This window comes from Pelagibacterium nitratireducens, from assembly GCF_037044555.1.
GTDB classification, from domain to species: Bacteria; Pseudomonadota; Alphaproteobacteria; order Rhizobiales; family Devosiaceae; genus Pelagibacterium; species Pelagibacterium nitratireducens.
In genome coordinates, this window is record NZ_CP146275.1 from 2,642,278 (window position 1) to 2,660,335 (window position 18,058).

At 62.6% G+C, this 18,058-nt stretch carries 21 protein-coding genes; 11 read left to right on the forward strand and 10 right to left on the reverse strand.

The window, feature by feature from the left end; translation table 11 throughout:
- The first annotated feature begins 85 nt into the window (after positions 1-85).
- The 4 genes from V6617_RS13020 to V6617_RS13035 all read left to right on the forward strand — a co-directional run bounded on the left by V6617_RS13020 (position 86) and on the right by V6617_RS13035 (position 3,322).
- Positions 86-523 carry a hypothetical protein gene (locus V6617_RS13020; protein ID WP_338607385.1) on the forward strand — a complete coding sequence of 146 codons (438 nt, stop codon included), beginning with the start codon at positions 86-88 and terminating at the stop codon, positions 521-523.
- 224 nt (positions 524-747) lie between these two features.
- Positions 748-1,428, forward strand: a complete 681-nt coding sequence (locus V6617_RS13025) for an ABC transporter ATP-binding protein (protein WP_338607386.1) — start codon at positions 748-750, stop codon at positions 1,426-1,428.
- The gene (locus tag V6617_RS13030) at positions 1,425-2,753 is read left to right on the forward strand and encodes an FtsX-like permease family protein (protein WP_338607387.1); all 1,329 of its coding nucleotides are present in this window, start codon (positions 1,425-1,427) and stop codon (positions 2,751-2,753) included. The genes V6617_RS13025 and V6617_RS13030 overlap by 4 nt, the downstream gene beginning before the upstream one ends.
- A gap of 29 nt (positions 2,754-2,782) precedes the next feature.
- Positions 2,783-3,322, forward strand: coding sequence for a copper chaperone PCu(A)C (locus V6617_RS13035; protein WP_338607388.1), 540 nt, complete (start codon positions 2,783-2,785; stop codon positions 3,320-3,322).
- A gap of 28 nt (positions 3,323-3,350) precedes the next feature.
- Here the strand turns inward: V6617_RS13035 and V6617_RS13040 are convergent, their stop codons facing one another.
- Positions 3,351-3,683 (reverse strand): nuclear transport factor 2 family protein, encoded by a 333-nt coding sequence (locus tag V6617_RS13040; RefSeq protein WP_338607389.1) that lies wholly within the window; start codon positions 3,681-3,683, stop codon positions 3,351-3,353.
- A 58-nt stretch (positions 3,684-3,741) separates the two neighbouring features.
- Here V6617_RS13040 and V6617_RS13045 point away from each other — a divergent pair, with 58 nt between their 5' ends.
- A complete protein-coding gene (locus V6617_RS13045; RefSeq protein WP_338607390.1) occupies positions 3,742-4,161 on the forward strand; it encodes a helix-turn-helix domain-containing protein in 420 nt (139 codons plus the stop codon).
- A gap of 106 nt (positions 4,162-4,267) precedes the next feature.
- Positions 4,268-4,474, forward strand: a complete 207-nt coding sequence (locus V6617_RS13050) for a hypothetical protein (protein ID WP_338607391.1) — start codon at positions 4,268-4,270, stop codon at positions 4,472-4,474.
- A 6-nt stretch (positions 4,475-4,480) separates the two neighbouring features.
- Here V6617_RS13050 and V6617_RS13055 read toward each other — a convergent pair whose 3' ends face one another.
- Together V6617_RS13055 and V6617_RS13060 are read right to left on the reverse strand one after the other, a co-directional pair.
- Positions 4,481-5,131, reverse strand: coding sequence for a LysE family translocator (locus tag V6617_RS13055; protein ID WP_338607392.1), 651 nt, complete (start codon positions 5,129-5,131; stop codon positions 4,481-4,483).
- 128 nt (positions 5,132-5,259) lie between these two features.
- Positions 5,260-5,754, reverse strand: a complete 495-nt coding sequence (locus V6617_RS13060; protein ID WP_338607393.1) for a TlpA disulfide reductase family protein — start codon at positions 5,752-5,754, stop codon at positions 5,260-5,262.
- Between the two features lie 91 nt (positions 5,755-5,845).
- Between V6617_RS13060 and ilvA the strand changes: the two genes are divergently transcribed.
- On the forward strand, positions 5,846-7,372 hold the full coding sequence (ilvA, locus tag V6617_RS13065) for a threonine ammonia-lyase, biosynthetic (protein ID WP_338607394.1): 1,527 nt from the start codon (positions 5,846-5,848) through the stop codon (positions 7,370-7,372).
- 92 nt (positions 7,373-7,464) lie between these two features.
- Complete coding sequence (locus V6617_RS13070; protein ID WP_338607395.1) at positions 7,465-8,706, forward strand: MFS transporter; 1,242 nt, start codon at positions 7,465-7,467, stop codon at positions 8,704-8,706.
- A gap of 64 nt (positions 8,707-8,770) precedes the next feature.
- Here the strand turns inward: V6617_RS13070 and V6617_RS13075 are convergent, their stop codons facing one another.
- The 4 genes from V6617_RS13075 to V6617_RS13090 form a co-directional block, all read right to left on the reverse strand.
- On the reverse strand, positions 8,771-10,039 hold the full coding sequence (locus tag V6617_RS13075) for a TRAP transporter large permease (protein ID WP_338607396.1): 1,269 nt from the start codon (positions 10,037-10,039) through the stop codon (positions 8,771-8,773).
- Complete coding sequence (locus V6617_RS13080; protein WP_338607397.1) at positions 10,039-10,545, reverse strand: TRAP transporter small permease; 507 nt, start codon at positions 10,543-10,545, stop codon at positions 10,039-10,041. Before V6617_RS13080 ends, V6617_RS13075 begins: the two co-directional genes overlap by 1 nt.
- Positions 10,542-11,528 carry a TRAP transporter substrate-binding protein gene (locus tag V6617_RS13085; RefSeq protein WP_338607398.1) on the reverse strand — a complete coding sequence of 329 codons (987 nt, stop codon included), beginning with the start codon at positions 11,526-11,528 and terminating at the stop codon, positions 10,542-10,544. Before V6617_RS13085 ends, V6617_RS13080 begins: the two co-directional genes overlap by 4 nt.
- A 77-nt stretch (positions 11,529-11,605) precedes the next feature.
- Positions 11,606-12,742, reverse strand: a complete 1,137-nt coding sequence (locus tag V6617_RS13090) for a Xaa-Pro peptidase family protein (RefSeq protein WP_338607399.1) — start codon at positions 12,740-12,742, stop codon at positions 11,606-11,608.
- Between the two features lie 216 nt (positions 12,743-12,958).
- On the opposite strand from V6617_RS13090, the gene V6617_RS13095 reads away from it, so the two are divergent.
- Together V6617_RS13095 and V6617_RS13100 are read left to right on the forward strand one after the other, a co-directional pair.
- Positions 12,959-13,468, forward strand: coding sequence for a winged helix DNA-binding protein (locus tag V6617_RS13095; protein WP_338607400.1), 510 nt, complete (start codon positions 12,959-12,961; stop codon positions 13,466-13,468).
- A 357-nt stretch (positions 13,469-13,825) separates the two neighbouring features.
- A complete protein-coding gene (locus tag V6617_RS13100) occupies positions 13,826-14,761 on the forward strand; it encodes an IS110 family transposase (protein ID WP_338607403.1) in 936 nt (311 codons plus the stop codon).
- Between the two features lie 31 nt (positions 14,762-14,792).
- Here V6617_RS13100 and V6617_RS13105 read toward each other — a convergent pair whose 3' ends face one another.
- The 3 genes from V6617_RS13105 to V6617_RS13115 are packed head-to-tail and all read right to left on the reverse strand — an operon-like array spanning position 14,793 to position 16,781.
- A complete protein-coding gene (locus tag V6617_RS13105) occupies positions 14,793-15,437 on the reverse strand; it encodes an SCO family protein (protein WP_338607404.1) in 645 nt (214 codons plus the stop codon).
- On the reverse strand, positions 15,424-16,302 hold the full coding sequence (locus V6617_RS13110; RefSeq protein WP_338607405.1) for a copper chaperone PCu(A)C: 879 nt from the start codon (positions 16,300-16,302) through the stop codon (positions 15,424-15,426). The genes V6617_RS13105 and V6617_RS13110 overlap by 14 nt, the downstream gene beginning before the upstream one ends.
- A gap of 44 nt (positions 16,303-16,346) precedes the next feature.
- Positions 16,347-16,781 (reverse strand): hypothetical protein, encoded by a 435-nt coding sequence (locus tag V6617_RS13115; RefSeq protein WP_338607406.1) that lies wholly within the window; start codon positions 16,779-16,781, stop codon positions 16,347-16,349.
- Between the two features lie 272 nt (positions 16,782-17,053).
- Between V6617_RS13115 and ytfQ the strand changes: the two genes are divergently transcribed.
- On the forward strand, positions 17,054-18,028 hold the full coding sequence (gene ytfQ / locus V6617_RS13120) for a galactofuranose ABC transporter, galactofuranose-binding protein YtfQ (RefSeq protein WP_338607407.1): 975 nt from the start codon (positions 17,054-17,056) through the stop codon (positions 18,026-18,028).
- Positions 18,029-18,058: the final 30 nt, after the last annotated feature.

Consider the following 18,058-nt stretch of genomic DNA (forward strand, 5'->3'; position numbering starts at 1 on the left):
TTGGACTGTCACACAGCACGGCCCGCGACCTGTTAAAAGTGGTCTCGAACCGATTTCGTCCACTCCGGCACAAGGAATTTGAGTCATGAACAGACGCGGATTTTTTGCCACTGCCTCCGGCGCCGTTCTGGCCGCCCCCTTCATCGCCACGGGCGCCATTGCCGCCGAGCCTCAGGTGCGCCTGCGCGAACTCTATGAAAAAGACATGAGCTTTACGCCCTTCGCCCAGCAGAACGAGGGCGCGCGGGTCGCCATCGAGGGCTTCATGGCGCCCCCGCTCAAGGCCGATTCCAATTTCTACGTTCTGACCAACATCCCCATGGCGGTCTGCCCGTTCTGCTCGTCCGAAGCCGATTGGCCCAACGATATTCTGGCCGTCTATGCCCAGCGTGTGGTCGATACCATCCCCTTCAACGTCAAGATCATCACCCGTGGCACGCTCGAGTTGGGCACCTATACCGATCCCGAACTGGGCTTTGTCTCCCGCGTCCGCCTTGTCGACGCCGTGCAGGAACGCGCCTGACATGCGCCGGGCGCACCCAGCGCGGAGCGCGCCCGCCGGCTGGCTGACCGACGACATGCCGGCGCTCGTCGACATACCCGCATCGACCCCGCCCCCGCGCTTTCCGGGCGAGGGCCGGGATTCAAAGCCCGGTGCCCCTCTCAAACGGGTGCGCCGCCCGCAGCGTCGGGCCAGGCCCCTTTCGCCCTCCCGGCCCTTGTCCCTATCCGAACCGACCTGACCCCATGAGCATCGGCCTTTCCGTCAGCGGCCTCGAGGTCAAGGCACCTTCGGGCCGGACCCTTCTTGCGGTTCCCGATTTCGCGCTTGCCCCCGGCACCTGCCTGGGCGTGCGCGGTCCCTCGGGCGCTGGCAAATCGACATTTCTTTTCGCCCTTGCCGGTCTCGCGGAGAACGCCACGGGCTCGGTCGCCTGGGAGGCAACCGATCTGATGCCGCTATCGGCCGAAGCGCGCGCCAAATTCCGCCGCCACCATGTGGGCATGGTGTTCCAGGATTTCCTCTTGTTCGAGGAGCTCTCCGCCGCCGCCAACGCCGCCCTGCCCGGTGCCTACGCGTCCCGCGCCCGGCAGGCGGGCATTGCAAACACCGCCCGATCGGTCCTGACCCGCCTTGGCATCACCCATGGCGCGCGCACGGTCGAAAGCTTTTCGGGCGGCGAACGCCAGCGCGTCGCCATCGCCCGCGCCCTTGCGGCAAACCCGGAAATCATCCTCGCCGATGAGCCCACCGCCAGTCTCGACCGCAAGACGGCCGACGCGCTGATAAACGATCTGGTCGCCCTCGCCCGCGACGAGGGCAAGACCCTGATCGCCGTCAGCCACGATCCGGCCGTCTATTCGCGCATGGATCGGGTGATCGAAATCATCGATGGCCGCATCGCGTCGGACGAGGGCAATCCATGAAGCCCCTCGCCCCCCTTTTCCGCGCCATCGAATGGATGCCGGTGGTCTGGCAGGACGTTACAGTCCTTCTCGTCCTGCTGCTGCCCGCCCTCATTGTGGGCGCCCTTGTCCTGATCGGCTTTCGCCCCTTCACCCTGGTGCGCGCCATGCTGTGGCGCTTTCGCTGGACCAATGTGCTCTTTGTCACACTGATCGCCGTGTCCGTCGGCATCGGGGTGGGCCTGATCGCCCAGGAGCGGGGCCTGCGCCAGGGCACCGCGCGGGCCGCCGACCCGTTCGATCTGGTCGTCGCCGCACCGGGCAGCGAAATCACCATGCTGTTTGCAGCGGTCTATCTCCAGCCTTCGGACGTCCCCCTGCTCTCGGGCGAAATCTACGATACCGTCGCCACCGCGCCCGACGTATCGCTTGCCGCCCCCATCGCTTATGGCGACAGCTACAATGCCTTCCCCGTCGTGGGCTCGACCGCCCAGTTCGTCACTCACATGTCGGACACTCTTGCCGAGGGCGAAATGTTTGCCGCCCATACCGACGCTGTCATCGGCGCCCGCGTCGATCTTTCGATCGGCGACAGCTTCTCGCCCGCCCATGGCGTTGGCGATGCCGCCGAGGACGACGCGCACGCCCATTTCGAATATACCGTATCGGGCCGTATGGCGCCGACGGGTAGCCCGTGGGACCGTGCCATTATCGTGCCGGTCGAAGCGGTGTGGGAAATCCACGGCCTTGCCAATGGCCACGCCCCCGAAAATTCCGACCGGCTCGGCCCGCCCTTCGATCCCGATTATTTCCCCGGCACCCCGGCCATCCTGGTTTCCGCCGAACAGCTTTACGCCAATTACGCCCTGCGCGCCCAGTTCACCACATCGGAAACCATGGCCTTTTTCCCCGGCTCGGTTCTGGCCAGCCTGCACTCTCTGATGGGCGATGTGCGCCAGGTGATGAGCGTCATGGCGGTCGTCACCCAAATCCTCGTCACCGCCGGTGTCCTGACCGGCCTTGTCATCCTCACGCGCCTGTTCGCCCGCCGCCTTGCCCTCTTGCGCGCGCTTGGCGCCCCGGCCCGGTTCGTCTTTTCCGTCGTCTGGTCCTACGCGGCCACGTTGATCGTTGTCGGCGCCATTGGCGGTGTGGCCGTGGGCTATGCCGCTTCGGCGATCATTTCCCGCGTGGTGACAGAGCGCACCGATATTCTGGTCAATGCCACGCTGGGCTGGCCAGAATTCCATCTGGTTGCGGGCTTTGTCAGCCTCACGGTCATCCTGGCTCTCCTCCCTGCCTTCATCGCTCTGTCACGTCCCGTTGCTACCGATCTGCGCAGTTAAGATATAACATTCAGTCCCGGAGCCCGATCATGATCCGCGCCGCCCTCTTTTCCTTCGCCCTCATCGCAAGCCCGGCCTTCGCGCAGGAGGACCATGCCGACGAGCATCACGAAGAGCATGAGGACCGCGACGAGCACGGCCATGAGGATGGCGAACACGACGAACACGTCGCGCAAGCCAATGGCGTCCGCGCCATCCACGCCTGGGCCAACGCCACCGACGCCTCGGGTGCTCTTGTCTATGTCGATATCGAAAACACATCGGACGCGCTTGTGACCCTCGTCGGCGCGGAAACCGTCATCGCCACCTCAGCCGAAATCGTCGGGCTCGAAAACACCGGCGGAGAGCTCACCTTCACCGCCCTTCCCGCCCTGCCGATCCCGGCCGGCGCCGACATGGTCTTTGCGCCCAACGGTCTCGCCATCGCGCTTTCCGGTCTCACCGCGCCGCTTGCCGAAGGCGAGCATTTCGATCTCGAACTGGAATTCGAGAGCTTCCATCTCGACCTCGAAGTCGAAATCGAATCCGCCACCGCCACCCAGCACAGCCACGCCGGCCACAATCACTGAGAGGCAGCCGGTCTGCCCGTTTCGGCGATCACCGGATTTTCAGCCTGGTGATCGCGTCCCCATCGAGGGTGAACGAAAACGTCAGCTTGACCGGACTGCCGGCGAATTGGCCCGCCACCGGACCCTTGAGGATCCAGATTCCCGCCTCTTCGTGCGCTGTTTCCGGGGTGAATATCGCGCGCACCGCGATGGTGGCATTCTCTATCCATGCCGCGATTTCCGCCCTGCCCTGCGGATGGTGCCCGTCACCCGAATCGTCGACCACCGCATCCTCGGCGAAAGCGGCCGCCATGCCTTCGGCATCCAGCCTCTGGCCAGCGGCGATATAGGCGGCAATCGGGGCGGGCAAATCGAGGGTCATTTTCGTCTCCAGGTGGATCGGTGTTGCGGGAAAAAGAAGATGGCTCTAGGCTGTGCTTATGACAAGTACAGACGAAAAAGTAGGGTACTTACCAAAAGGTGAGCGTTATACCTATTCCGCGCTCAGCGGCGCCCAAAGCGTTCAGAACACGCTTCGGATCGTCGAGGGCCGCTGGAAGCTGGTCATTTTGTTCCAGTTGTTCGGCGGCCAGCGCCGCCGCTTTTCCGAACTCGAGCGGGCCATTCCCGGCATTTCCCAGAAAATGCTCATTCAGCAGCTTCGGCGGCTCGAAGAGGACGGGGTCGTGGCCCGCATCGTCCACCATCAGGTTCCGCCCAAGGTCGAGTATCACCTGACCGAATGGGGCCAGGCGCTCTGCCCGGCACTCGACGCGCTGCTCGTCTGGGCCGAAGGCGCACCCGAGGCCGTTCGCGATGCGCTGATATCGAGTGATCCAGCCTTGGCGCAAGAGGCCTGAAGTTCGCCCTGCGCGGTCCCCGGTTAACCCAGGCTGGGCGTGTGCAACGAAACAGCGGCCGGCCGTTTTCCCCTGCACACCGAACCTCACAAAAGGAGTTCGCGCCATGCAAGGCAAGAAAACCCACGAGCAGTTCAAAAGAAATCTCGAGCACAAATCCGACATGCCCAAACCGGGTGAGGTCGACCACCACCCCGAGCAGTCCCACGGCCGGGCTCCGCGCGACAAGGATGCCCGCGAGAGCGAGTACGCCGTCAGCCGCCACGGCATGGATCAGGAAGATCGCCAGCACAATTCAGGCGGCGATTCCTGAGGCCAATCAACTCGCTGGACGTTTGGCGAGGGTCAGCCCAACGCCAAGCGCAATCATAGCGCCCCCCGATCCCTGCCGCAGGCGGCGGATCAAGCCCGGATTGCGGGCGGCTCCGGTTCGTATGCCTCCGGCGGCGATGGCTACAAAGATATCGGCCAGTGTGTTGAGCGCAACCGATACGAACCCGAGCACAAGGAATTGCAGGGCTATACTGCCCGAAGCCGGGTCGACGAACTGCGGAATGAAGGCGAGGAAGAACGCCGCCGTCTTGGGGTTAAGCGCCTCGACCACCACCCCTTCGCGAAACGCCCGCCGCGGACCGACCGGAGGTTCGGCCGGGGCATCCGATAATGCCTTGGCCGCATCTCGGCGCGCCGAAAGAATGGTTCGGACGCCGATCCACACCAGATAGGCCGCGCCGATCACCTTCAGTAGGGTGAACAATTGGGCGCTGGCCAGCACGATTGCAGACACTCCCAAAGCGCCAGCCAGAACATGAACCATGCCGCCCAGCCCCGTGCCAAAACTCGAAGCAATCCCCTCGGCGCGCCCGCCAGCCAGCGTGCGCGCCGCAACGTAAAACAGTCCGGGTCCGGGCGTAATCGCGAGCAGGACGCACGCGCCGACATAAAGGGCAATCTGGGTCAAATCAGGCATCTCGGTCTGCACGCTCCATCACACGACAACTCGGTGGCCCTGCTCGCCAGAGCCACCGTCCATGCTAGGAGAAAATTGCGGGGGGCGAGACCTCCAGTTGCTGCAAATTTCAGGGAACCAGTTCGCACCTATTTTAAAGCGCCGAGGGGTGCCATTATTTCGCCTGTGATGCCCGGATCATCCCAATCCACCGCCCCCTGCATCCGCCAGAGCACAGCTCCTTCGCCATCGACCACCACAGTGCTCGGATACCCCAATATCGCGAACACGCCCCCCACATTCCCCTCGATCTGCTGATAGCTTTCCAACCCTACCCCCAGATCGTCCAGATACGTCGCGATCCGCTCATACCCGGCGGTATCGACCGAAACCACCACCAGTTCCCCCGGCTCCAGCCCCTGCGCGAAGGCATCGAGTTGCGGCAATTCCTCAAGGCATGGCGCACACCACGTCGCCCAGAAATGGATGATCGTCGGCCCGTCAACCAGATCGCCCAGCGCCGCCGTCTCCCCCGCCGCGTCGCGCACCGTGACCGCCGAAAGATCGACGCCCGTCTCCTGTCCCGCGGCAGGCGCCGGGACCGACATCACTCCGGCGATCAGCAGAAATCGAAAAATACTCATTGCCACACCCTACCCCTTCACCGTTTCACCCAAGTGACACACACGCCCATCGGCGCTATGTCGGGGACACGACGCGACCGAAGGCTTTGTCATGCACGAAATCATCCGCTCCATCCTCTCCTCGTCGGTCTATGACGTTGCGGTCGAGACCCCGCTCGAAAAGATGGGCCCGCTGTCCGACAAGCTCTCCCGTCCGGTGTTTCTCAAGCGCGAGGATCTCCAGCCGGTCTTTTCCTTCAAGCTGCGCGGCGCTTACAACAAGCTTGCCGCGCTCACCGATGCTGAGCGCGCAAAGGGCGTCATCTGCGCCTCGGCCGGCAATCACGCGCAGGGGCTCGCCTATTGCGCCACCCGCATGGGCACGCGCGCGGTCATCGTCATGCCCACCACCACGCCCTCGATCAAGGTCGAGGCGGTCAAACGCCTGGGCGGCGAAGTGGTGATAAAGGGCGACAGTTTCGACGATGCCCGCATCCACGCGCTGGCCCTGTGCGAAAAAGAAAACCTCACCTTCGTCCACCCTTATGACGATCCACAGGTCATCGCCGGTCAGGGGACCATCGGGGTGGAAATCCTGCGCCAGCACGGCGGCCCCATCGCCGCGATCTACCTGCCCATCGGCGGCGGCGGTCTTGCCGCCGGCGTCGCGGCCTACGCCAAATTCCTGCGCCCCGACATCAAACTGATCGGGGTCGAGCCCGAAGACGCCGCCTCGATGAAGGCCGCGCTGGCCGCCGGGCGCCCCGTGCCGCTCAACGAAGTGGGCATCTTTGCCGATGGTGTCGCGGTCAAACAGGCGGGCGCCCACACCTTCGAAATCCTCAAGGACACGCTCGACGACATCGTCACCGTCTCGACCGACGAAATCTGCGCCGCCATCAAGGACGTGTTCGAGCACACCCGCGCCATTGCCGAACCGGCGGGCGCGGTATCCCTTGCCGGCCTGCGCAAGCACGCCCCCGCCCTTGAAGCCCGCGGCGCGGCCATCGCCATCTGCTCGGGCGCCAACATCAATTTCGACAGGCTGCGCCACGTCGCCGAACGGGCCGAGTTGGGCGAGCGCGCCGAAGCGGTTCTGGCCGTTACCATCCCCGAAAAACCCGGCGCCTATCGCGCCTTCATTGGTCTTTTGGGTGACCGCGCCATCACCGAATTCAACTACCGGATCGCGCCGGGCAATTCGGCCAATATTTTCGTCGGCATCGGATTGAAGCGCGGCGAGGTGGAAAAGGCCGAGATCATCGCCATGCTGCGCGAGCATGGCCACAAGGTGCTCGATCTGAGCGACAATGAAGTCGCCAAGCTCCACATCCGCTACATGGTCGGCGGTCGCGTCGAGGGGCTGGAAAACGAACTTCTCTACCGCTTCGAATTTCCCGAACGCCCCGGAGCGCTGTTGCGATTCCTCGAGGGGCTGGCGCCCGACTGGAACATTTCTCTGTTCCACTACCGCAATCACGGCTCCGATTACGGCCGCGTCCTCACGGGCGTCCAGGTGCCCCCCGCCGAGCGCGAAGCCTTCGAGGCCTATCTCGATACGCTCGGCTATGCCCATTGGGACGAAAGCGAAAACCCCGCCTATGCGATGTTCCTCGCTGCCAGTCCGCCCTCGACTTGACCGGCCCGGCAATCTGATCCACACCCACCGCAGGGCTTCCGCCCGGCGCCAACCCCAGTCTTCCTATGTCCCTGACGTCACCATCACCCCCCTTGCGCGAACTCACCGGCCGCCAGCGAAGCTGGATCGGCGGCGGGTATCTGGCAATGTTTTCCTCGCTTGCCGGGCAGACCCTGTTCATTGCCCTTTTCGGCGCCGCCATCCGCGCGGAATTTTCCCTGACATCGGGCCAGTACGGGCTGATTTACACCGCGGCGACGCTGTGCTCGGCCATTGTCCTGATGTGGGCGGGCGGGCTGGCCGACAGGGTTCCGGCGGCCCATCTGGCTGCCGGCTCGGCCATCGGCGCCGCCATGATGTGCATCCTGATGAGCGTGGCGCCCAATGTGGCAATACTGGGGATCGCATTGTTCGGGCTGCGGTTTTTCGGGCAGGGCATGCTCACCCATGGTGCCGCGACCGCGCTCAGCCGGTGGTTCAACAGGTTTCGTGGCCGCGCGCTGGCCATTGCACAGCTGGGCCTGAACACGGGCGAGGCGGTTCTGCCGGTCCTTGTGGCGTTCGGGATCGCGGCGATCGGCTGGCGTCAGGTCTGGCTGGTCGCGGCCGCGGCACTGATCGTCGTGCTTGCACCGGTCATCGCCTATCTGTTCTCAAGCCCCCCGGACGGAAAACGCGCGCGGGCAGCCGGTGAGATCAATCCCGATCCCGCCGAAACCCACGCCACGGGAGAGCAGTGGACCCGGCGCAAGGTGCTCGCCGACCCCCTGTTCTGGCCGGTCCTGATCGGGCTTTTGGCCATGCCGGCGATTTCCACTGCGATCTTTTTTCACCAGTCGGTTCTGGTTGCCGAAAAGGGTTGGGGCCTTTTGACCTTCGCCGCCTTCTTTCCGGTCATGTCGGTCGCCTCGGTGATTTCCTCGATTGCCGGAGGCTGGCTCGTCGACAGGTTCGGCGCCTACCGGCTGCTGCCCCTTCTGCTGGTCCCGGCGAGCATGGCCTATATCGTCATCGCCACAACATCGGCCTTCTGGGCCATCCCGGCGTTCTTCCTGCTCTCGGGGCTGACCAATGGCGCGAATGGAACGGTGATGAACGCCATGTGGGCCGAACTCTATGGCACGCGCCATCTGGGGGCGGTGCGCGCCATTGCGACATCGGCAATGGTCCTGTCCTCTGCCGTCGGACCCGGGATCGTGGGCTTTTTCGTCGATGCCGGCGTTTCAATCGGCCAGCAGGCCCCCTTCTTTTCGGCCTATTGTCTGGGCGCTTCCCTGGTTTTCTTCATTTTGCAGAGCCAATTGGGTCGGCGCCGCGCTTCATTTATCGTTTGAAGGACCGGCCCCGGCGCAACACCGTCCCGGACGGGGCCTGCGCCCCGCCCGGTCCGTGATGGGCTCACCGCATAAGACCCGGCAAAAAGGTCACGATCTGCGGGAAGATCACCATCAGAATGGTAATCCCCATCGTAATCGCCACAAACGGCCAGATATCGACCTTGAACACCGAAATCTTGGCAATGTCGGCGGCGATGAACAATTGCAGCCCCACCGGTGGAGTAATCGTCCCCACCATGATGGTGATGATGACGATCATGGCGAACTGGAGCTGATCGATCCCGAAACCCGCCACGAGCGGCATGAAAATCGGCACGAAGATCAGCATGGCCGCCGTGCCTTCCACAAACAGCCCGATCACCAGAAACAGCCCGATGACGATCACCATGAACACCAGCGGATCGTCGGTCACCGCCCGCAGCCAGTCCTGCATCAAAAAGCCGAACCCCGAAGTGGTCAGCGCAAAGCCGAACACCGAGCCCGCCGCGATGATGAACACCGGCACCGCCGTTGCCTCGACCGTTTCGGCAAGGATGGGCAGCATGTCTTTGGGTTTGAGTTCGCGATAGACCACGAAACCCAGAAACAGGGCATAGGCGCACGCGATCACCCCGGCTTCTGTCGGGGTGGTGGCGCCGCTGAAGATTCCGCCCAGGATCAGCACCGGTGCCAGAAGCGCCGGGATCGCCGAAACCACAGGCCAGATACGCTTGGTCCAGGGCGTATAGTCGTCGCGCGGATAGCCCCGGCGCACCGCCAGAAACCACACCACCAGCATCATGCCGATGCCCACGATCAGCCCCGGCACGATCCCGGCCAGAAACAGGGCCCCGACCGAGATATTGGTCACCGACCCGTAGATCACCATGGTGATCGAGGGCGGGATGATCGCCCCGATGGTGGCCGAGGCCGAATTGACGCCGGCAGCAAAGCCCTTGTCATAGCCCTGCTGCTCCATATGCGGGATCAGGATGCGCCCCTGCGAAGCCGCGTCGGCGGTTGCCGAACCCGACATGCCGGCAAAAAAGATCGAGGCCAGCACGTCCACCTGTGCCGTCCCGCCCGGCAGATGCCCCACGAATACCTTGGCAACACCCAACAGCCGGTCGGTCAGCCCGCCCCGGTTCATGATGACGGCGGCGAAGATGAAAAACGGCACCGCCAGCAGCGTATAGGAGTTGACCGAGCCCAGCATGCGTTCGGCGACGATGGTGATGGGCAGCCCGCCCACAAACAGCGAGAGGACCCCCGATACCAGCATGGCGGCGGCCACCGAGGTGCCGGTGAGCAGCAACACGACAAAGGAGGCCAGAAGCACTGCGAGCTCCATCACAGCACCTCCATCTGGGTCGTCTCGGCCTTGGTGTGGCGGGTCATCAGCCCACGCACCACATAGACCAGCGCGATCAGCCCTCCCACCGGAACGGCGAGATAGAACACGACGCGGGGCACGCCCTGCACCGTATAAAATGTCGTCGTACGATACTGCCAGGCCACCAGCACGCCCGAATAGAGCATCATGACCATGGCCGCCAGCTCGACAAGTCGCCGGAATTTATCGAACACGCTCCATGGCCGCTCGGGCAACAATCCGACCAGCGCATCGAGACGGATATGGGAATCGCGTGAAAAGGCCACGGCGATGCCCAGAAAGGTAATCCAGACAAAAAGGTAGCGGCTGACTTCCTCGGCCCAGGCCTGGGGATTGCCGAAAAAGTAACGCAGGACAACCTGTATGAAGGTCAGAAGGACGATGGCTGCGACCAGCGCCGACCCGACCGCAAGGAGCAGCCGCACGGGGCGGCTGTCCTTTTTGTCGGAGACCGGCTCGGTCATTGGGCCGCCAGAAGGTCGAGCAGTTCGGCCGACCCGTCGCCACGGGCCCGGATTTCCTCGATCAGGGGGGCCATCGCATCGCGGAATTCCTGCGGATCGGCAGGATCGGCCACCGTCACGCCCGCTTCGGTCAGCCGGTCATAGGCCGCTTCTTCGGCCGGGATCGACACGTCTTGGTCGAGCCACAATGTCGTCTGCAATCCCGCTTCCTTCATGAGCGCCTGATCGTCTTCCGACAGCGCCTCGAATTTCTGCTTGTTCATGGCAAACAGCATGGCGCCGAACATGTGCCCGGTCTTGAGCAGGGAACCGGTCACTTCCTCGAAATGCATGTCGAGCGCCGTGGCGGGCGGAGAATCGAGCCCTTCGGCAACCCCGGTCTGCATGGCTGTATAAACCTCGCCCCAGGTCACCGGCGTGGGCCGGGCGCCCATCAACTCGAACATGCGGATAAAAACGTAGCTCTCGGGCGAACGGATGGTCATGCCGTCCATTTCGGCCATGGTGGTCGGCGGCGTATCGGCGGTAAACAGCAGATCGCGGAATCCGAGCCCGAAATAGCCAAGCACTTCGGTGTTGCTCGCTTCACGCAGGCCGTCGGTCAGCCTTTGACCGAATTCGCCGGCAAAGGCGTCCATGGCGTGGTCCCAGTCGCGGAACACGAAGGGCAGCGAGGTTATCGACATCGGCGCATAGGCGGAATCGATGATGCCGGTCGAGGTGATGGAAATATCGACCGCCCCCTGGTTGACCAGATCGTAGGCCTCGCGTTCCTGGCCAAGCTGTGCGGCGGGGAAAACCCGGATGGTGATCCGTCCGTCACTCATCTCCCCCACCAGTTCGGCAAAATGATTGGCCGCGAGATCGGCGGCGCCCCCAACGGCGTGGTGATGACCCAGCCGGAAGGTCTGGGCATTGGCCAGACCCGGCATCATGGCAGCAACCACAAGCGCGGCAGTGCCCAACAAGCGCGATAGACCCATGATATTCTCTCCTTTGATTTTGTTCTGATGTCCCATTCAAAAAGAGCCACGGCCCCTCAGCCGCAGCTCTTTGAAATTCAGTAGGTGATCGTCTGGCCGATCACGGGAAGCTCCCGTGGTGCCAGGCCGAGTGTGAGGAGCCTGAAGCCGGTATCGGTCACCACCAGAAGGTCTTCGGTGTGATACATCGCTCCATCCTCGTCTCGGGTGCCGGGCTCGATGTTGATGACCATGCCCGGCTTGAGCGGCGTCTTGTCGCCCGGTCGCAGCATCGGGGTTTCGTGCAATTCCACCCCGAAGCTATGCCCGATATGGGGCATGTGGAAAGGGATGCCGTGCTTGTCGAACTCGGCAACGCACAGGTGAAACAGATCTTCGGCCAGAACGCCGGGTTTTACCGCTTCGATTGTCGCCTTCTGGGCATCGCACAATGCGGCATAGGTCTGTTTCTGCATGTCGGAGGGTGAGCCGGCCGAATAGGTGCGGGCGAAATCGCTCGCATAGGCGCCATACGTGCCGCCCACGTCGAACCGGATCGTTTCGCCTTCCTGGGGGAATTTGTCGATCTCGGCGATGTGGTGCGGCTCGGCGGTGCGTTCACCGCTCGAAAAGCACATGAACAGCGTGCCGTCGGCGCCGCCCTGGATGATGTTGGTGGCGATCCGGTCGGCCATCCGGCGCTCGGAATCCCCGAGCTTTGCCGCGGCCATGGCATCGAGCACGGCCTGGTGGGTCTGCTTTGTGGTCTTTTCGAGCAGGTCCACTTCCATGTCGGTCTTGATGGCGCGGACGGCGGCGATCTCTTCTGTGGTGTTGACCAGCGTCAGCTCCGGCAGCGCCGCCATCAGCCGCGCATGCGAGCTGGCGGGCAGATAATCGAGGTCCATGCCAAGCCGCCCCTTGCCCAGGCCGGCGCCCTTGAGCGCCTCGATCAGCATGTCGATGGGATTGTCGGCAAATTCGATATAGGTGCGCAGGTCGGTGATCCAGCTTTCCGACCGGGTGGTTCCCTCCTCGATCTTGCAGATCACGGCGAAGGGGTCGGCGTTGACCGGCAGCACGGCGAAGGCCTGGCGCGGTCGGATCTGCTTGACGGTCAGCACATAGGCGCCGGTCACGTAGGTGAAATTTTCCGGGCTCATGGCAATCAGGGCATCAAGGCCATGTGCCTTTGCCAACTGCATCAAACCATCCCGGTTGGGTACAAACTTCATAGTCACTTTTCCTCGCTTTGCGACCCGAAGGCCGTGTACCTCCTTACGCTTGCATCATTCTAAATACATTTCAACGGTAATTTGCATTCAATAAGTGCCCAATATAGGTGCATAATGCTTATTGATTGCGCACCAAAAACAAACATTGTATGGCAGCGCAAACCACAAAAAATCTGCTAGAGGAGATGGTAAGTGTTAATCAGCCTGGAGGGTGTGATGTCTCCGAAGTCCGACCTGGACACCGATGCCGTGATCATGGAAAATTCCCAGCTCATGACCCAGTTCGAGCAGGCGCTCAGCGTCTCCAAGAACGCTTTCGAGCAGTGGGTCGTGCGCTGCGGCGCTGCGGCGGGGATGAAGGGCTATTCGGCTCTCGAACTGCTTGTATTGCACAAGGTATCGGGCAAGGAGCGTCCCAAGCGGATCGCCGACATCTGCTTTTCGATCAAGATCGAGGACACGCATCTGGTGTCCTACGCCCTGCGCAAGCTGGCCAAGGCCGGCTACGTCCAGAGCCGCAAGCAGGGCAAGGAAACCTTCTATTCGGCCACGCCGGCGGGCGGCGAGGTGATCGATCGCTACAAGGCCGTGCGGCGCAAATATCTCATCCGCTCGCTCTCGATGCTGTCCTCGAGCGAGGTCGATCTCGAACATCTCGCCTCGATCCTGCATGCACTTTCGGGCATTTACGAACAGGCCGCCCGCAACGTCGAGTATTCGCTTTAGCGTTTCAGCACAAAAAAGCCCCGCCGGAATTGCCGGCGAGGCTTTGTCGCTAGAGCGTGTCCAGCAAAAGTGGAAACGGTTTTGCGGTTCGGACACGCGATAAAACAAGGGTTTAGAGCAAAGGATTTGAGTCAATCAAATCCTGAACGGCTTGTCTTATGACAGATCCGGCTCTTGTGCGATTAAAGGGCCAGTGGGCGCCATCTGCTTTATGGCGCGCACTGGCGGCGGTTGGATCGGTGATGGCTTGGTCGTGATGGACCGTTTTAGAGTGTGATCGACCGCCGTCTTCGCCTGAGGCCTGAACGGATACAGAGCGGCGTAAAGCCCTCTAGGACAAGCATAGGACACGCGAAGATGACCAAGGATAGCATCGGCATTGATATCTCGAAAGCCAATCTCGACGCCCATCGCGCCAAGACCGGTGAGACGGCCCGGTTTGCCAATTCCCCCACCGGTCTGCGCGCCCTGCGCAATTGGATTGGGGCACAACGCCCCGATCTGATCGTCTATGAAGCGTCCGGTCCCTATCACGCAGTCTTCGAGCGCGCATTGGCCGCAAGCCTGCCCCTGGTCAAGGTCAATCCCCTGCAGGCACGCCGATTTGCCCAGGCACGGGGAACCCGGGCCAAGACCGATGCCGTCGATGCGCGTATGCTGGCTGCCATGGGCGTCGCATTCGATCTTATCCCCAATGGACCCCAGCCTGAAAATCAACACGTTCTCAAAGAATTGCAGATCGCGCGCATGGCGCTTATCAAGGACCGTACACGCCTGTTGAACCGGCAAAAGACACAGACCTTGGCCCTGACCAGGCGCCAGACCAAGTCAAGGCTCGATCAGATCAAGCGGCAACTCGCCGAGTTGGACGGTGAGGTGCTACGGCTCGTGCGCCAGTGCCCCAACCGGGCCCGGGCCTTCGATATCGTGCGGTCCATTCCCGGAGTGGGGCCGATCACCGCGGCTGCCATCCTGGTCGAATGCCCCGAAGTCGGAACCATGACCTCAAAACAGGCCGCAAGCCTCGCAGGTCTCGCCCCCATGACACGGCAGTCGGGACAATGGCGCGGAAAGGCCTTCATTCAGGGTGGACGCAAGATCCTGCGGGACGCCCTCTATATGCCAGCTCTGGTCGCAGCCCGATACAATCCCGACCTCAAACAAAAATACAACGCCATGATCGGTGCAGGAAAACCCCCAAAACTCGCCCTGACTGCCCTGATGCGAAAGCTCATCGAACTCGCAAACGCTCTCATCAAACAGGACCGCAACTGGCAGCCAAAAAGCGCTTGATCAAGACGGATACTCTAGACATGGTTCGCGATCAGCCCTCGGCGATCAGCCGCCGGATCTTGCCCAGCGCCGCATCGGGGTTTTCCTGATAGGCGATGGTGCCGAACAATTGCCCGGCACTGTCGATCAGGAACACGGACGCCGTGTGGTTGACGTTATACCCGCCGCCCTCGAGCGGCGCCTTTTCGGCAAACACGCCCCAGGCATCGATGATCTTGTCGACTTCCGCGGGCTCGCCGGTGATCCCGGTGATCCGCTCGGATACCCAGCCCACATATTCGCCCAGCACCTCAGGCGTGTCGCGTTCGGGATCGACCGAGACGAAAAAACCGTTCACCGCATCGGCGTCGTCGCCCAGTTCGGCGTACCAGTGCTGCATGTCGGCGAGCGTGGTCGGGCACACATCGGGGCAATGGGTGAACCCGAAAAACACCATCGAGGGCTTTCCGGTAAACACCGTCTGGTCCACCGGCGCCCCGGTATGGTCGACAAGCTGGTAGTCCCCGGCTCCGTATTGGCCTTCGGGCGCCGCCGCCAGCTGGGTGGAGGGGCCGGGACGCATCTGGGTCGAATACCACAGAACCCCTGCCCCGGCGGCCGCAACCACGACAAGGGTCCAGAGCACGATCCGCACTGTGTGAAGCATCGAATTGGCCATCGGATCAGTGCCCCTCATGGCTGGACATATCCATGCCCGATGCCCCGAAGGCCTGCACCGCCAGGTCGATCTCGACCGCCCCGGCCCTATCGAACACCAGCGTCACCGGCACGCTCTCGCCTTGAACGAAGGGCTGGGAAATGTTCATGAACATCATGTGCAGCCCGCCCGGGGCCAGCGTCACCGTCTCACCGGCCGGAATCTCGAGCCCCTCGGGCAATTGCCGCATGTCCATCACGTCGTTGACCACCGCCATTTCGTGGATCTGCACATCGGGCGAAAACGACGATTGCGCCGAGACCAGCCGGTCGGCCTCGTCCCCCGTGTTGGTGATCGTCACATAGCCCCCGCCAACCGGCGCGTTGGGCAATGTGGCGCGGGTAAAGGCGCCGGACAGTTCCAGAGCGCCAACCGTGATGGTGTCGCCGCCATGGTGTCCGTGATCGGCCGGTGCGTCGCCCAGGCTCACCGCCGGCTCCCATCCCAGCGCGACATCGCCACACATCTGCTCGACGGCAAACAGAATATCGGTCTCGGGCAGATCGTCCGCGAACGTGCCGGTAAAGGCGAAGGTCTCGTGCCCGTCATCGGGCACCGCACCGCCTGACCAGACGATCTGGCTGACGTCGCCATCATTGCCAGGCGTTTCCAGCGTCCAGCCGTCCTTGGCCTCGGCGCTCACATCGGTAAAGCCGTGAGGCAGCGTGACGCGAATTGTATCGGTTGGTGCGCCGTCGCAACCATGGGGCAGAACCAGCACACCCCGGAACTGTTCACCGGGCGCCGATTGCGCGGTCTCGAAACTCATATGCGCCATGGCGGGCGATGCGATGGCAAGTGCGGAAGCGGCGGCAAGCGCCGCGCGGGAAGCGATGCGGATCATGAGTGATCTCCAGCATAATAGAGGACTGAACGGTATTTTTGGGTTCAGGCCAGAGCCGGCGGCGCCCGCGACTTGTGGATCGAGAACGGGTGCTGTTCGACCACCAGATCGTCGGCAAGCGTAAATCGAGCCCGCGCAAACCGGGCATAGGCAGGCTCGGACACGCAGGGCACCGGCGGCAGATCGGCGATGCCGGCCCGGCAGGCATGGCATGGCGCGTGGCCGCCGCCGTCTTCGTCGGGCGCTCCGCCGCAGAACGAAAGATCGGCCACCGAGACTGAAAAACCGTCATCGGGCACGTCGAGAACAATGGGCTGATGGGCGAACGAGAGAAACACCACCGCCAGCACGGCCAGCGCCTTGATGATTTCTGTGCCAATGTCGCGTGCAAGGCCCATGCCCACGCTTTCCCGCCATTCCGATCCCAGCGCTTTTACAGCAAAGGCGAAAAAAGCCAATGCGGCTTTTTGTGCCCGCATCCCTGCGCTTGCGCGCTCAACGGCGCGACCAATTTAGTCATACTTTTTGACCTATTTTTGGCCTTTCCAATCGCTTTCCTCCTCCGTCTTCGGCGGCCCATGCCGGCCGCTATGGGCAAAATGTAACCGATAACAGGCCGCAATTCCGGGCTTTAATGTTCCCCGGTGCACAAGTTTTTCGGGCTTTACATATAGTAATACTATATGCAATCTTCCTTTCCGCGGCACGGCCAGGGGGAGGCTCTGGTCGGCGCCATCAGGAGGAAAAATTCATGAAATTGTTCAAGCAGCTTGCGCTCGGCGTGAGCACATTTGCCCTACTGGGGTCCGCCGCCATGGCGCAGGAAGGCCTTGAAGGCATGACCATCGGCTTCTCGCAGATCGGCTCGGAATCGGGCTGGCGCGCCGCCGAAACCTCGGTCACCCGCCAGCAGGCCGAAGAATGGGGCGTCAACCTGCAGTTCTCGGACGCCCAGCAGCGCCAGGAAAACCAGATTCGCGCCATCCGCTCGTTCGTCGCGCAGGGCGTCGATGCCATCCTGCTCGCCCCCGTGGTCGCCACCGGCTGGGAAGAGGTTCTGAGCGAGGCCAAAGACGCCGACATTCCCGTGGTGCTGCTCGACCGCGGCATCGAGGCGCCCGAAGATCTCTATCTCACCTCCGTCGCATCCGATCAGGTCCTTGAAGGGCGCGTTGCGGGCGAGTGGCTGGCCGAAACGGTCGGTGACGAAGACTGCCGCGTCGTCGAACTTCAGGGCACCGTGGGCTCCTCGCCCGCCATCAACCGCAAGCAGGGCTTTGAAGAAGCCATCGCCGAACACGACAATATCGAGATCGTGCGCTCCCAGACCGGCGATTTCACCCGCGCCCTGGGCAAGCAGGTGATGGAAGGCTTTTTGCGCGCCGAAAACGGCGGCCAGGACATCTGCGCCCTTTACGCCCACAATGACGATATGGCCGTGGGCGCCATCCAGGCCATCAGCGAAGCGGGCCTGAACCCGGGCGAAGACATTCTGGTGGTCTCGATCGACGCCGTCCCCGATATCTTCACCGCCATTGCGGCGGGCGATGCCAATGCCACGGTGGAGCTCACCCCCAACATGGCCGGTCCCGCTTTCGAGGCGCTGGCCGCCTATCTCAACGATGGTGTCGAACCCGAAAAGTTCATCATCACCGAGTCCAAGCTCTATACGGCCGAGGACGATCCTGAAGGCGAAGCCGAACGCCGCCGCGATCTGGGGTATTGATCCCAAGCGGGGGAGCCCTTCGCTCCCCCG